Source organism: Streptomyces sp. NPDC030021 (genome assembly GCF_055574035.1).
Genome location: NZ_JBVIAH010000022.1, coordinates 99,137 through 112,005 on the forward strand (window position 1 = coordinate 99,137; position 12,869 = coordinate 112,005).

Sequence of the window (12,869 nt, forward strand, 5' to 3'; positions counted from 1 at the left end):
CAGGATGACGCTGCGCATGCTTCCACCCGGATTGTCTAAGGATGCGCTTATATGTACCCACTAGGCCGGTGAGGCGGCCCCGTCGAGCTCCATCCGGACGTCGACGTCCCCCGCGACTCTGCGGATCGCCCAGGCCAGGAGGGGGACCAGAGCCCGGTCCCGGACCGGTCCCCGGAGGGCGACGACGCCGTCCTCCATGGAGAAGTCCACGGCCACTCCCGGTGCGAGCTCGGCCAGCACGGCCACTCGGGTCTCCTCCTCCAGCTCCTCGTCGGGACGCAGGAACACCTTCAGGAGGTCGCTGCGGCTGACCGCGCCCTGCAGCATGCCGACCTCGTTCACCACCGGCAGGCGCTTGACGCCCTTGCGGGCCATGATGCGGGCGGCCTCGGCGACGGTGGCATCGGCCTGGACGGTGACCGCGGGGCTCGACATCAGGTCCTCGGCGAGCACGCCGGCCGCCTTGGATGCCTCGTCCGGCTGGTCCGGCAGGACGGGCTCCTCGCGTCACTGACGGTGGTGTGAGAGGCGGGCATGGCCGGCTCCTTCGCCGTGGTCGGTCAGGATGCTGCTGTTGCCGGGGACGAGCGGGCACAGATCGGGGTCTCGACGCTTCCAGTGTCGGGATCCAGGCATGCGCGCCGGCAGGGACCCTGTGGGCCAAGGCGCGGACCGACCGGCCCATGCCTGGGGGGATCGCGGGGTTCGTGGCCCCACCGGCGCCGGGCGGACCGTTCGGCGCCGTCCAGCGCCTGCTCAGTGCGGCCAGGACCAGTCCGCGACTTCCGGTAGGTCGGTGCCGTGCTCGCGGATCCAGTCGTGGTGGCGGATGCGCTGGTCGGCCATCGCCTGGCGCAGTCCCTCGGCGCGGCCTGCGAGGCCGGGGACGCGGTCGATGACGTCCATGACGAGCCGGTAGCGGTCCATGTCGTTGCGCACGACCATGTCGAAGGGGGTGGTCGTGGTGCCGGATTCCTTGTAGCCGCGGACGTGCAGCTGGGGGTGGCCGGTGCGGCGGTAGGCGAGGCGGTGGATGAGCCACGGGTAGCCGTGGTAGGCGAAGATCACCGGCCGGTCGGTGGTGAAGAGGGCGTCGTACTCGGCATTCGTCATGCCGTGCGGGTGTTCCTCGTGGGGCATGAGCCGGGCGATGTCGACGACGTTGACGACGCGGACGGCCAGCGAGGGGAGGTGTTCGCGGAGCAGGGCCGCTGCGGCCAGCACCTCCATGGTGGGCACGTCGCCGGCGCAGGCGAGTACGACGTCCGGTTCGCGGGTCCCGTGGTCGGTGCCGGCCCACTCCCAGACGCCGGCGCCGCGCGTCACGTGGGTGCGGGCCTCGTCGATCGGCAGCCAGTCGAAGCAGGGCTGCTTTCCGGCGACGATCACGTTGACCTGATCGCGGCTGCGCAGCGCGTGATCGGCCACGGCGAGCAGGGTGTTGGCGTCCGGCGGCAGGTAGACCCGTACGACGTCGGGGCTCTTGTTGAGGACGTGGTCGACGAAGCCCGGGTCCTGGTGGGAGAAGCCGTTGTTGTCCTGACGCCAGACGTGCGAGGTGAGCAGGTAGTTGAGGGAGGCGACCGGCAACCGCCAGGACAGCTCGCGCGAGGTCTTCAGCCACTTGATGTGCTGGGCGACCATGGAGTCGACGATGTGCGCGAAGGCCTCGTACGTGGAGAAGAGGCCGTGGCGGCCGGTGAGCAGGTATCCCTCCAGCCAGCCCTGGCAGACGTGTTCGGACAGGATCTCCATGACCCGGCCGTCGCGGGACAGGTTCCGGTCCGTGGCCTCCGTGATGCCCTGCCAGGCCTTGCCGGTGGCCTGGTACAGGTCGTCCAGCCGGTTGGAGGCGGTCTCGTCCGGTCCGACGACCCTGAAGTCCCGCCGCCCGGCCGTCTCCCGCATGACCTGGGTGAGGAAGCGGCCCAGGACACGGGTCGGTTCGTGGAGGGTGCGGCCGGGCTTGTCGACGGGGACGGCGTGCGCGTCGGGCGCGGGCAGCGGGAGCGGCCGCAGCAGGCGGCCTCCGTTCGCGTACGGGACGGCGCCCAGGCGGCGGTCGCCCTCGGGGACACGGGCGAGGACCTGCGGGGTGGGGCGGCCGTCGGCGTCGAAGAGCTCCTCCGGCCGGTACGACCGCAGCCAGTCCTCCAGCTGCCTCAGGTGCGCGGGGTTCTCCCGTACCCCGGCGAGCGGGACCTGGTGAGCACGCCACGTGCCCTCGACCGGGTCGCCGTCGACGGTCGCCGGGCCGGTCCAGCCCTTGGGCGTGCGCAGGACGATCATCGGCCAGCGCGCGTACTCCCGTCCCGGGTCGGTGCCCGCCGTCCGTGCCTCCTGCTGGATGAGGGCGATGCGGTCCAGGGCGTGGTCCAGCGCGCGGGCCATGGCGTGATGCACCTGGGCGGGGTCGCTGCCGGTCACGTACAGCGGGTCGTGCCCGTAGCCGCGCAGCAGCGCGTCGAGCTCGTCCTCGGGGATCCGGGACAGCACCGTCGGGTTGGCGATCTTGTAGCCGTTCAGGTGCAGGATCGGCAGGACCGCTCCGTCGTGGACCGGGTTGAGGAACTTGTTCGAGTGCCAGGACGCCGCCAGCGGCCCCGTCTCGGCCTCGCCGTCGCCGATGACACAGGCGACCAGCAGGCCGGGGTGGTCGAAGGCGGCTCCGTAGGCGTGGGCGAGGGAGTAACCGAGCTCGCCGCCCTCATGGATGGAACCGGGAGTCTCGGGCGCCACGTGGCTCGGCACGCCACCGGGGAAGGAGAACTGCCTGAACAGCTTGGCCATGCCCTCGGCGTCGCGGCTCACGTCCGGGTAGGTCTCGCTGTACGTCCCTTCCAGCCAGGAGTTGGCCAGGACGGCGGGGCCGCCGTGGCCCGGGCCCCAGACGCACAGGGCGTCCAGGGAACGCTCCTTGACCACGCGGTTGAGATGGGTGTGGACGAGGTTGAGGCCGGGTGAGGTGCCCCAGTGGCCGAGCAGCCGCGGCTTGATGTGCTCGGGCCGGAGGGAATCGGCCGGCAGGGGGTTGTCCATGAGGTAGATCTGGCCGACCGTCAGGTAGTTGGCGGCGCGCCAGTGGGCGTCGAGCTCCGTGATCGAGTACGCGGTCAACGCGGTCATGTCCGCTCCTGCGTGTGAAGGTCCGGGACGTTCGTCGACTGAGCCGATGCCGACACCCTGCACCCTGCCGAGGCGCGGCCGGCAGAGGAGGTCCGGCCCTCAGGGAGGGACCCTTGGCCCTTCTCCGCTCCTGCCCGTCACGGGGAGGGTGAATCCCGGTGGCGCCCGGTCCTTCCCCCGGCCGGCGCCACCCATCCTTGCCGGCCGGCCCCGATGCCTCGGGCATCAGTACGGAGGACAGACCTGTGAAGCGCACCCTCGTCGTCGGAGTGGACGGTTCCCCCGAGAGCCGGGCCGCTGCCGACTGGACCGCGCGGGAAGCCCTGCGCCGCGACCTGCACGTGCACGTGGTCCACGCCTGGCTGTGGCAGCTGCTCGCCGTCCCGGTCGTCCAGGACCGCGGCACCGAGGCCCGCCGGGCCAAGGAGATCCTGGAGGAGGCGCAGGCCGAGCTCACCCATCGACACCCGCGGCTCTCCCTCTCCGCGGAGGTGGTGCCGGACGCGCCCGTGCCGGCCCTGCTGCGCGCCGCCAAGGACGCGGAGATGCTGGTGCTCGGGACCCGCGGACACGGCGCGCTCGCAGGTTTCCTGCTGGGCTCCTACGGGCAGCAGCTGATCGCCTCCGCCGCGTGCCCCGTCGTCTCCGTCCGGGCCAGGAACGGCAAGCCGGTGCTCGGGGGCGCCGAGGGCGAGGTCGTCGTCGGGCAGCAGGGCGGCGTGGAGGAATCCGCCGACGTACTGCGCTTTGGCTTCGAGGCGGCCGCAGCGCGCAAGGTCCCGCTCCGTGCGGTCCGGGCCTGGAGCCTGCCCCCGGTCTACGGATACAGCCCCGGCTCGATGTGGATCGCCGAGCAGTTCGGCGGGCTGGAGCCGTTCGAGACAGCCGCGCTGGATCAGGCCCTGGAGCCGTGGCGGCTGAGGTTCCCCGAGGTGGAGGTCGTCGCGCACGTGGAGCGGGGCGGCGCCGGCCACGTCCTGCTGTCCGAAGCGTCGGACGCCCAGCTGGTCGTCGTCGGCCGCAGGGTCCGCGAGCCGGCGGTGGGCGTGCGTATCGGGTCGGCGGCCCACGCCGTGCTCCACCACGCTGCCTGCCCCGTCGCCGTCGTCCCGCACCACTGACCAACGAGCCGGCGGCGGGCCGACGGTGAAGCCGGGCACGCGACCGTACGGCGTGCCCGGCCCTTCCCACGGACGGCGCCTACTCCGCGGCCGGGACCGGGCGCCGGCCGGGCGGGGTCAGCGCGTGACTGGCGATCACCGCGGCCTGCACACGCCGCTCCACGCCGAGCTTGACGAAGAGCCGCGAGATGATGTTCTTGACGGTCTTCTCCGCGAGGTACAGCCGCTTTCCGATCTCCCGGTTGGTGAGACCCTCACTGACCATGAGGAGGATCTCCTTCTCCCGGTCCGTGAAGCCGGGCAGCCCCGGGACCTGCTCCTCCTCGGGCACGTCGCCGCGCATGCGGGCCATCAGCCGCGTCGTGGCGCCCGGGTCGAGCATCGACTGCCCGGAGGCCACCGTCCGGACCGCTGTCACCAGGTCGGTGCCGGTGATCTGCTTCAGGACGTAGCCGGAGGCCCCGGCCATCACGGCGTCCAGCAGTGCCTCCTCGTCGTCGAACGACGTGAGCATCAGGCAGGCCAGCTCGGGCATCCGCGAACGCAGCTCACGGCACACGCTCACCCCGTCGCCGTCCTGCAGCCGTACGTCCAGGATCGCGACCCGGGGGCGCAGCGCCGGGATGCGGATCAGCGCCTGCTCCGCCGTGCCCGCCTCACCGACCACGGTCAGGTCGGGCTCGGCGTCCAGCAGGTCGTGCACCCCCCGGCGCACGACTTCGTGGTCGTCGAGCAGGAAGACGCTGATGGGCTCCGTCGCGGGGGAGGGGGCACTGCTGCCGGTCATGACGCTCCTTCGCCTGGGTTCGTCCTGGGCGCACGAACACCGGCATCCTGCCCTCCCTGCGGGCTGGACGGACAGGGCCGTTCGGCCCTCATCGGCCTGCGGCACCGTGCGGCAGGCGCCGGTCGGGTCCTTCGGAAAGGGACCTTTCTCGGAAAGGGACCTTCGGCCCTGTCCGGAGGGCCTGCCGGGCCTTCCCGGGTGCCCGCAGCACCGGATGAACTGATGGCGCACGGGGGAACGGCGCGACTCGACGGAGCCGCACGCAACGCGGAGGACGTCATGACGACCGCCTTGATCGATCTGAAGACCGTGGCACGTGACGACCGCGGCCTGAGAATCGCCCTGGCCGGAGAGCTCGACTTCTGCACGGCGGAGCAAGTGGGGCCGCGCCTGCGCGAACTCGCCGGATCCGGCCACCGGAACATCATCCTGGACCTGTGCGGCCTCTCCTTCTGCGACAGCGCGGGCATCGACCTCTTCATCCGCCTGCACCGCCGCTGTCGTGCGGAGGGAACGCGGCTTCTGCTCTGCGACGTGCCGCCCCTGGTGGCCAAGTCCATGAGAGTGCTCGCCGCGGACCGTGACCTGCAGCTCGTCGTTTCGTGAGGTACACACCATGGATCAGGGAGCCGTACGGCGACCCGGCGGCCGGCTCGGTGACACGACGGCTGCCCGGCACATGCGGGAGCTGGACAGGGCCGAGGCCCTGCGGCTGCTCTCGACGGTGTCACTGGGGCGCATCGTCTTCACACGGCACGCGCTGCCCGCCGTCCGTCCGGTGAACCATCTCGTCGTGGGCGAGGACATCATCGTCCGGATCCATGAGGACGGGGCACTGGGCTCTCTGGTGGCACCCGCTTACGCTCCCGGCGTAGTGGTCGCCTACGAAGCGGACGTCATCGATCCCGTCACGCACCTCGGCTGGAGCGTCGTCGTCACCGGCTTCGCGAGGGTGGTGGCCGACACCGATGAGGTGGACCGGTACGCGCACCTGCTGCGCCCCTGGGTGGCACAACCGATGACCAGCGCCGTGCGGATCCACCCTGATCTTGTCACCGGGTTCCGGCTGGAGGCGGACCCGACGCGGCCCCTGCCGAGGGTCCGGAACTGACGCCCTTGCCCCGGTCCTCAGCTCCCGGTGGGGAGGGGCGCCCGCCAGACGAGCCTGGTGCCGCCCTCGTCGGGAGCCTCGTGGGTGAACGAACCGCCCACGCTCCGCGCCCGTTCGTCGAGGTTGCGCAGGCCGCTTCTGCGCCCCTGGGCCGGAATGCCCTTCCCGTTGTCCGAGACGGTCAGCATGATCTCGCCCTGCCCGGCCTTGAGGGTCACGCCGACCCGGGTCGCCTCCGCGTGGCGGGCGGCGTTGCTGAGGAGCTCGCCCAGTACGGCCATCACGTGGTCGGCGATCTGCGGCGGTACGTCGGTGTCGAGCAGGCCCTCCATGCTCAGACGTGGCGGGTGGCCGAGGGTGGTGGCCGCGTCGCCGACGGCACGGGCGGCGCGCGCCCGCAGACCAGGGCCGCTCTCGCGGTCCTTGGTACGCAGCCCGAAGATCGTCGACCGGATGATCTTGATGGTTTCGTCCAGGTCGTCGACCGCGCGGCCGACCCGTTCGGCGGCCTCTTCGTGCTCGACGAGCCGAGCGGCGCTCTGCAAGGTCATGCCGGTGGCGAAGAGCCGCTGGATGGCCAGGTCGTGCAGGTCACGGGCGATCCGGTCGCGCTCCTCCAGCAGCGCTATCTGCTCGGCGTCCCGGCGCCGCTCCGCCAGCTCCAGGGCAAGTGCGGCCTGACCTGCGAAGGCGACGAGGGGCTCCAGCTCGCCCTCGCCGAACGCCGGCTCTCCCGCCGCACGCGCAAGCAGCAGGACGCCCCTGCTCTCGCCACCCGCAGTGCCCAACGGGACGGCCACGGCGGGCCCAGGGCCGTCCTGGACCTGGGCCTCGGCCGGGTAGCGTCCGTCGGCCGAGGCCGGCACGGCCGTCACGGGCTTGCCGGCCCGGTGCGCCGCTCCCGAGAGCGTGCCGGCGAAGGGGACGACGAGGCCTTGCCGCGCGCCTGCGTCCGTACCGGCCGCGAACTCCACGACCAGGCCGTCGATACCGGGCACGGGCATGGCGATGTCCGCGAGGCTTGCCGCGGTGATCTCTTGTGCGCGGCGCGCGATGAGCTCCAGCACCTCCGGGCGGGAACTGCCGGACAGCAGGCTCTCGGTGATCTCCGCATAGGCCTTGAGCCATCGCTGCTGGCGCTGCGAGCCCTCGTAGAGCCGCGCGTTGTCGATCGCGACACCCGCCGCCACCGAGAGGGTGGCGATCACCGTCTCGTCCTCGGTGTCGAAGTCGATCCCGCCCCGCTTGTCGGTCAGGTAGAGGTTGCCGAACACCTCGTCGCGGACCCGGATCGGCACACCGAGGAAGGTACGCATGGGCGGATGATGGGCCGGAAAGCCGTAGGAGGAGGAGTGCGCGCCGAGATCGGTCATGCGCAGGGGCTCCGGGTGGTGGATGACCTCGCCGAGCAGGCCGTGGCCGGCCGGCAGGGGACCGATCTCGGCGATCTCCTCATCGGTGAGTCCCACGGTCAGGAACTGTGAGAGCGTACGGCCGTCGGGGCCGATCACTCCCAGTGCGCCGTATTCTGCGTCGACGAGCAGTGCGGCCGCCTCCACGATCCGCCGCAGCACCTGGGCGAGATCCAGCTCCCGCCCCACCGACACCACAGCCTCCAGGAGGCTGTGCACCCGGTCCCGGGTACCGCGCACTTCGTCGATGCGCAGCTGGACCTCGTCCAGCAGCTCGTCCAGCCGCATCCGCGGTACCCGGGTCAACGGATCCCCCATACCCACGCGCTTCCCCTCCGACGGCCCGCTCGGTTGCCCGGTCCACGGTCAGCGTATCGACACGCCCGGGCCCGATGGGCGTCGTTGCGCGCGGATGCCCGCCGTGACTGACTTGATCGAGGCGCCGGACGACGACGGGGAGGACACGCCATGGGTCTGAAGAGGGCGGTCTACGAGGACGAGCTGCTGCGGCTCCAGACGGAGCTGATCAAACTCCAGGAGTGGGTGCGTGTGGAAGGCGCCCGGCTCGTCGTCGTCTTCGAGGGCCGCGACGCAGCGGGCAAGGGAGGCACGATCAAGCGTGTCGCGGAGCACCTCAACCCCCGGGTCGCACGCATCGCGGCGCTGCCCACGCCGACGGAGCGCCAGCGCACCCAGTGGTACTTCCAGCGCTACGTCGAGTACCTGCCCGCCGCCGGCGAGATCGTCCTGTTCGACCGCAGCTGGTACAACCGCGCCGGAGTCGAGCACGTCATGGGCTTCTGCACACCTGCGGAACACCGGCTCTTCCTGCGCCAGTGTCCGGTCTTCGAGCGCATGCTCGTCGAAGACGGGATCCTGCTCCGCAAGTACTGGTTCTCCGTCAGCGATGCGGTGCAGGAGGAGCGGTTCCGCGCCCGGGCGGAGGACCCGCTGCGGCGCTGGAAGTTCTCCCCGATGGACCTGGAGTCACTCACGCGCTGGGAGGCGTACTCGCGGGCCAAGGACGAGATGCTCGTCCACACCGACACGGTGGACGCCCCCTGGTACGTGGTCGAGAGCGACGACAAGCGCAGGGCGAGGCTCAACATGATCGCCCATCTGCTCTCCTCGCTTCCCTACGCGGACGTGGCCCTGCCTTCGCTCACCCTGCCGCCCCGTCCTCCTTCCACGGGATACCGGCGTCCGCCCAAGGACCTCCAGAACGCCGTCCCCGACCATGCGTCCACGCTCGGGAAGGACTGAAGGGCGGCGGATGCCGACGTGGAGTTGCCGAGTGCACCGTCAGCGAGGAGCGCGATGTCCGCACGTGGAAAGCCGTCCCCGCTGCCTCTCGGTCTCCAGGGGTACCGCCGGTCGTGGCTCGGCCGGGACGCACTGGCCGGAATCACCGTTGCCGCATATCTGGTGCCCCAGGTCATGGCCTATGCGGGGGTGGCCGGGCTGCCGCCGGTCGCGGGGCTCTGGGCCGTGCTGCCGGCCATGGTGCTCTACGCCTTGACCGGGTCCTCGCGGCTGCTGTCGGTGGGACCCGAGTCGACCACCGCGCTGATGACGGCCGTCGCCGTGGGGCCGCTCGCAGGAGGGGACCCGGGCCGGTACGCGGTGCTCGCGGCGGGCCTCGCCGTGGTCGTCGGCCTGGTGTCGCTGGCCGCCTGGGCCGTACGCCTCGGGTTCCTCGCCGACCTGCTCTCACGGCCCGTGCTCGTCGGCTACCTCGCCGGTGTCGCACTGATCATGATCGTCGACCAGCTGCCCCGGCTCACCGGAGTGCGAGCCACCGGCTCCGGCTTCTTCTCACAGCTGTACACCTTCGCCCTCAACGTCTCGCACGTTCACCGGCCGACCGCCGTGCTGGCCGCCGCTGTCCTCGTCCTGCTCCTGGTGGCACCGAGATACTGGCGGCTGGTTCCGCGCCCCCTGCTCGTCCTTGTCGTTGCCACAGCCCTGGTGGCGGCATCCGGGCTGGACGACCGCTACGGGATCGCCGTGATCGGCTCCGTACCCTCCGGGCTGCCGGTGCCCGCGCTGCCGTCCCCCGGTGACCTTCCGCAGCTGGTGATCCCGGCGCTGGGCGTCCTCCTCGTCGGCTACTCGGACGTGATCCTCACCGCCCGGGCCTTCGCCGACCGGGGTGACCCGCTCCCGCTCGACTCCAATCGTGAGCTGCTGGGCCTGGGGGCGGCGAACCTGGGGGCGGGGCTCATGCACGGGTTCCCCGTCAGCAGCAGCGCAAGCCGCACCGCCCTGGCCCGGTCCGCGAAGGCGCGGAGCCAGGCCTACTCGCTGGTCGCCGCACTCGCGGTACTGATGGTCCTCCTCTTCCTGGGGCCACTCCTGGCCCACACCCCGAGCGCCGTTCTCGGCGCCATCGTCGTCTACGCCGCCGTCCGCCTCGTCGAAGTGGGCGAGTTCCGGCGCCTCGCGGCCTTCCGGCGACGCGAACTGCTTCTGGCACTCGGCTGCCTCCTGGGCGTTCTGGCCCTCGACATCCTGTACGGAGTCCTCGTCGCCGTGGCTCTGTCCGTCGTCGAGCTGTTGGCCCGGGTGGCCCGCCCGCACGACGCCGTGGAAGGCATGGTGCCCGGGCTCGCCGGCATGCACGACGTGGACGACTACCCGACGGCGCAGACGGTTCCGGGGCTGGTGATCTACCGCTACGACTCGCCGCTGTTCTTCGCCAACGCGGAGAACTTCCGCAGTCGTGCCCTGACAACGGTCGACGGGCAGGGCTCTCCGACGCGATGGTTCGTCCTCAACACCGAGGCGAACGTGGAGGTGGACATCACGGCGCTGGACGCCGTGGACGCACTCCGTCAGGAACTCAAGGACCGGGGCATCGTCCTCGCCCTGGCCAGGGTCAAACAGGAACTCCGCGAGGACCTGGATGCCTACGGCCTGACCGCCTCGGTGGGCGCCGACCGCATCTATCCGACCCTGCCCACGGCTCTTGAGGCCTATCGGGCCTGGAGCCGCGGGGCAGGGTTCGAGGCGGAATGAGCAGGACTTGCCGTCCCCGAAAAGGGCCGTCCGGCCCTGCTGGTGACCGAGCCGGGGAGCGCAGCGTGGGAGGAGAGGGGCCGCGCGGCAGCTGCAACGTCGGTCCTGGTACGCGATCGGTGCCCCGTGACCGGGGGTATCGCCGAAGAGGCCGGTGGCAGGCATGGGCTCGTACGTGTACGACTTCGCCGAGGGCGGATCCTTCGCGTGCAGCACGCCCGTCGCGGAGCGCACGGCCGGGTGGGCGGTGCCATGGGGTCAGCGCCTACGGCCCCGGCCCCGGCCCCGTTCGCGGGCCGCCCACCCGTGGCCGACGCCGGCGACGTGGAGCGCGAGCGCGGCGAGACCGATCAGCATGAAGTTGGTGGAGCTGAACACTTCGTTGGTGCTGATGGTGGCGGCATTGATGAGGAACGCCATGAAGAACAGCACTGCGGCGGTGATGCCGAGCATGTCCATGCCCCTTTCGGTCGGTGACGGCCGTGTTCCCCGTGCGGGCCGGATCATGAGTGGCTGCTCCGGCAGGATTTCGCTGCGCCGCGGAGCAACGGCGGGAACCCGGACCTCCTGTGTCAGCTCCTCCCCGCGGGCAGGGGCGGGAACGTCCACGCCTCCCACGCGCGGGCGCGACCCCGGCACCCCCGGGAATGCTTGGCGCGCGGTCTTCGGGACACAAGCGGGGCGTGCTGAAGACACTTACCCTGATCCTGCCCGGCGCCGCAGCGGCGCTCGCCGCGGTCGGCGCCGTCCTCCTCTCGCCCTGGTGGTGGGCCCTGGCCGGTCCGTTACTGCTGCTCGTCCTGGTGGCCTCGTACGACCTCCTGCAACGCCGGCATTCCGTCCTGCGGAACTACCCCCTGCTCGGTCATCTCCGGTTCGCTCTGGAGGCGCTGCGGCCGGAGATCCAGCAGTACTTCATCGAGCGGAACATCGACGGCAGCCCCTTCGACCGTGACACCCGCAGCATCGTCTACGGGCGGGCCAAGGGCACCGACGCAGAGGAGCCGTTCGGCACCGAGCTCGACCTCCTCCGGCCCGGCAGCGAATACCTCACGCCGACCATGGCCCCGCACCCGGTACGGGCCGATCCGCCCCGGGTCCGGGTCGGCGGACCCGACTGCACCGAGCCGTACGACATGTCCCTGCTCAACGTCTCGGCGATGAGCTTCGGCTCCCTGTCCGCCAACGCCGTCCTCGCCCTCAACACCGGGGCGCAGCTGGGCGGTTTCGCCCACGACACCGGCGAAGGCGGCGTGTCCGAGTACCACCGGCGCCCCGGCGGAGACCTCATATGGGAGATCGGCACCGGATACTTCGGGTGCCGAACCGGCGACGGGGGCTTCGACGAGCGGCAGTTCGCCGAGAAGGCTGCGTACCCGCAGGTCAAATGCGTGTCGCTGAAGATCAGTCAGGGCGCCAAGCCGGGCATCGGCGGTGTCCTGCCCGGTGCCAAGGTGAACGCGGAGATCGCGCAGGTGCGCGGGGTGCCGCAGGGGGAGACCGTCGTCTCGCCGCCGTTCCACCGCGTGTACTCCACCCCGCGCGAGCTGGTGCGCTTCCTGGCCCGCATGCGGGAGCTCGCCGGCGGCAAGCCCGTGGGGTTCAAGCTGTGCGTCGGCTCGCGCCGAGAGTTCCTCGCGGTGTGCAAGGCCATGCGGGAGGCGGACGTCACCCCCGACTTCATCGTCGTCGACGGGGCGGAGGGCGGAACGGGCGCGGCACCCCTGGAGTTCGCCGATCACGTCGGCCTGCCGCTCGGGGACGGCCTGATGACCGTCCACAACGCCCTCGTCGGCTCCGGGCTGCGCGACCGCATCCGGATCGGAGCCTCCGGAAAGATCGCCACGGGAAGCGACCTCGTCAAACGCCTGGTCCAAGGCGCCGACTACACCAACTCGGCCCGCGCCATGATGTTCGCGATCGGCTGCATCCAGGCCCAGCGCTGCCACACCAACACCTGCCCCGTCGGGGTCGCCACCCAGGACGAGCGGCGCGCCCGGGCCCTGGACGTCGGTGACAAGGCGCAGCGCGTACGGCGCTACCAGGAGGCGACCGTCAAGAGCGCGCTGCAGATCATGGCGGCCATGGGCGTCGACGACGCGCGCGGGCTGCGCCCCCACATGCTGCTCCAGCGGGTGGACCCGCACACCGTCCGCTCGTACGCCGAACTGTACGCCTGGCTCGCCCCCGGAGAACTGCTCGCTTCGCCGCCCGAAAGCTGGGCAGCCGACTGGAAGGCGGCCGACCCCGACCGCTTCACCGACTTCACCCACTCCACCCGCTGAACCACCCGC

11 protein-coding genes are annotated in these 12,869 nt (G+C 71.3%); 6 read left to right on the forward strand and 5 right to left on the reverse strand.

Annotation, left to right across the window (positions count from 1 at the left end):
* Window positions 1-60: 60 nt before the first annotated feature.
* Both ACZ4YL_RS33535 and ACZ4YL_RS33540 read right to left on the reverse strand, forming a co-directional pair.
* The gene (locus ACZ4YL_RS33535) at window positions 61-453 is read right to left on the reverse strand and encodes a CBS domain-containing protein (RefSeq protein ID WP_468121575.1); all 393 of its coding nucleotides are present in this window, start codon (window positions 451-453) and stop codon (window positions 61-63) included.
* 303 nt (window positions 454-756) lie between these two features.
* The gene (locus ACZ4YL_RS33540; protein ID WP_468121608.1) at window positions 757-3,174 is read right to left on the reverse strand and encodes a phosphoketolase family protein; all 2,418 of its coding nucleotides are present in this window, start codon (window positions 3,172-3,174) and stop codon (window positions 757-759) included.
* 197 nt (window positions 3,175-3,371) lie between these two features.
* Here ACZ4YL_RS33540 and ACZ4YL_RS33545 point away from each other — a divergent pair, with 197 nt between their 5' ends.
* Window positions 3,372-4,247, forward strand: a complete 876-nt coding sequence (locus ACZ4YL_RS33545; RefSeq protein WP_468121576.1) for a universal stress protein — start codon at window positions 3,372-3,374, stop codon at window positions 4,245-4,247.
* Window positions 4,248-4,326: 79 nt separating this feature from the next.
* Here the strand turns inward: ACZ4YL_RS33545 and ACZ4YL_RS33550 are convergent, their stop codons facing one another.
* A complete protein-coding gene (locus ACZ4YL_RS33550) occupies window positions 4,327-5,034 on the reverse strand; it encodes a response regulator (protein WP_468121577.1) in 708 nt (235 codons plus the stop codon).
* Between the two features lie 279 nt (window positions 5,035-5,313).
* On the opposite strand from ACZ4YL_RS33550, the gene ACZ4YL_RS33555 reads away from it, so the two are divergent.
* Window positions 5,314-5,640, forward strand: a complete 327-nt coding sequence (locus tag ACZ4YL_RS33555; protein WP_468121578.1) for an STAS domain-containing protein — start codon at window positions 5,314-5,316, stop codon at window positions 5,638-5,640.
* Between the two features lie 10 nt (window positions 5,641-5,650).
* Entirely contained in the window at window positions 5,651-6,145 is a 495-nt protein-coding gene (locus ACZ4YL_RS33560) for a pyridoxamine 5'-phosphate oxidase family protein (protein ID WP_468121579.1), read from the forward strand.
* A gap of 17 nt (window positions 6,146-6,162) precedes the next feature.
* Here the strand turns inward: ACZ4YL_RS33560 and ACZ4YL_RS33565 are convergent, their stop codons facing one another.
* A complete protein-coding gene (locus ACZ4YL_RS33565; protein ID WP_468121580.1) occupies window positions 6,163-7,875 on the reverse strand; it encodes a sensor histidine kinase in 1,713 nt (570 codons plus the stop codon).
* 150 nt (window positions 7,876-8,025) lie between these two features.
* Here ACZ4YL_RS33565 and ppk2 point away from each other — a divergent pair, with 150 nt between their 5' ends.
* Complete coding sequence (gene ppk2 / locus ACZ4YL_RS33570; RefSeq protein ID WP_468121581.1) at window positions 8,026-8,820, forward strand: polyphosphate kinase 2; 795 nt, start codon at window positions 8,026-8,028, stop codon at window positions 8,818-8,820.
* Window positions 8,821-8,874: 54 nt separating this feature from the next.
* A complete protein-coding gene (locus ACZ4YL_RS33575; protein WP_468121582.1) occupies window positions 8,875-10,575 on the forward strand; it encodes a SulP family inorganic anion transporter in 1,701 nt (566 codons plus the stop codon).
* Between the two features lie 258 nt (window positions 10,576-10,833).
* On the opposite strand, the gene ACZ4YL_RS33580 is transcribed toward ACZ4YL_RS33575, so the two are convergent.
* Complete coding sequence (locus ACZ4YL_RS33580; RefSeq protein WP_468121583.1) at window positions 10,834-11,028, reverse strand: hypothetical protein; 195 nt, start codon at window positions 11,026-11,028, stop codon at window positions 10,834-10,836.
* A 194-nt stretch (window positions 11,029-11,222) separates the two neighbouring features.
* On the opposite strand from ACZ4YL_RS33580, the gene ACZ4YL_RS33585 reads away from it, so the two are divergent.
* Complete coding sequence (locus ACZ4YL_RS33585; RefSeq protein WP_468121584.1) at window positions 11,223-12,860, forward strand: FMN-binding glutamate synthase family protein; 1,638 nt, start codon at window positions 11,223-11,225, stop codon at window positions 12,858-12,860.
* Window positions 12,861-12,869: the final 9 nt, after the last annotated feature.

Bases quoted from the DNA above. Each gene is read 5' to 3' on its own strand.
- ACZ4YL_RS33550 (WP_468121577.1), bottom strand. From the start codon at position 5,034: ATGACCGGCAGCAGTGCCCCCTCCCCCGCGACGGAGCCCATCAGCGTC.
- ACZ4YL_RS33555 (WP_468121578.1), top strand. From the start codon at position 5,314: ATGACGACCGCCTTGATCGATCTGAAGACCGTGGCACGTGACGACCGC.
- ACZ4YL_RS33560 (WP_468121579.1), top strand. From the start codon at position 5,651: ATGGATCAGGGAGCCGTACGGCGACCCGGCGGCCGGCTCGGTGACACG.
- ACZ4YL_RS33565 (WP_468121580.1), bottom strand. From the start codon at position 7,875: ATGGGGGATCCGTTGACCCGGGTACCGCGGATGCGGCTGGACGAGCTG.
- ppk2 (WP_468121581.1), top strand. From the start codon at position 8,026: ATGGGTCTGAAGAGGGCGGTCTACGAGGACGAGCTGCTGCGGCTCCAG.
- ACZ4YL_RS33575 (WP_468121582.1), top strand. From the start codon at position 8,875: ATGTCCGCACGTGGAAAGCCGTCCCCGCTGCCTCTCGGTCTCCAGGGG.
- ACZ4YL_RS33580 (WP_468121583.1), bottom strand. From the start codon at position 11,028: ATGCTCGGCATCACCGCCGCAGTGCTGTTCTTCATGGCGTTCCTCATC.
- ACZ4YL_RS33585 (WP_468121584.1), top strand. From the start codon at position 11,223: ATGCTTGGCGCGCGGTCTTCGGGACACAAGCGGGGCGTGCTGAAGACA.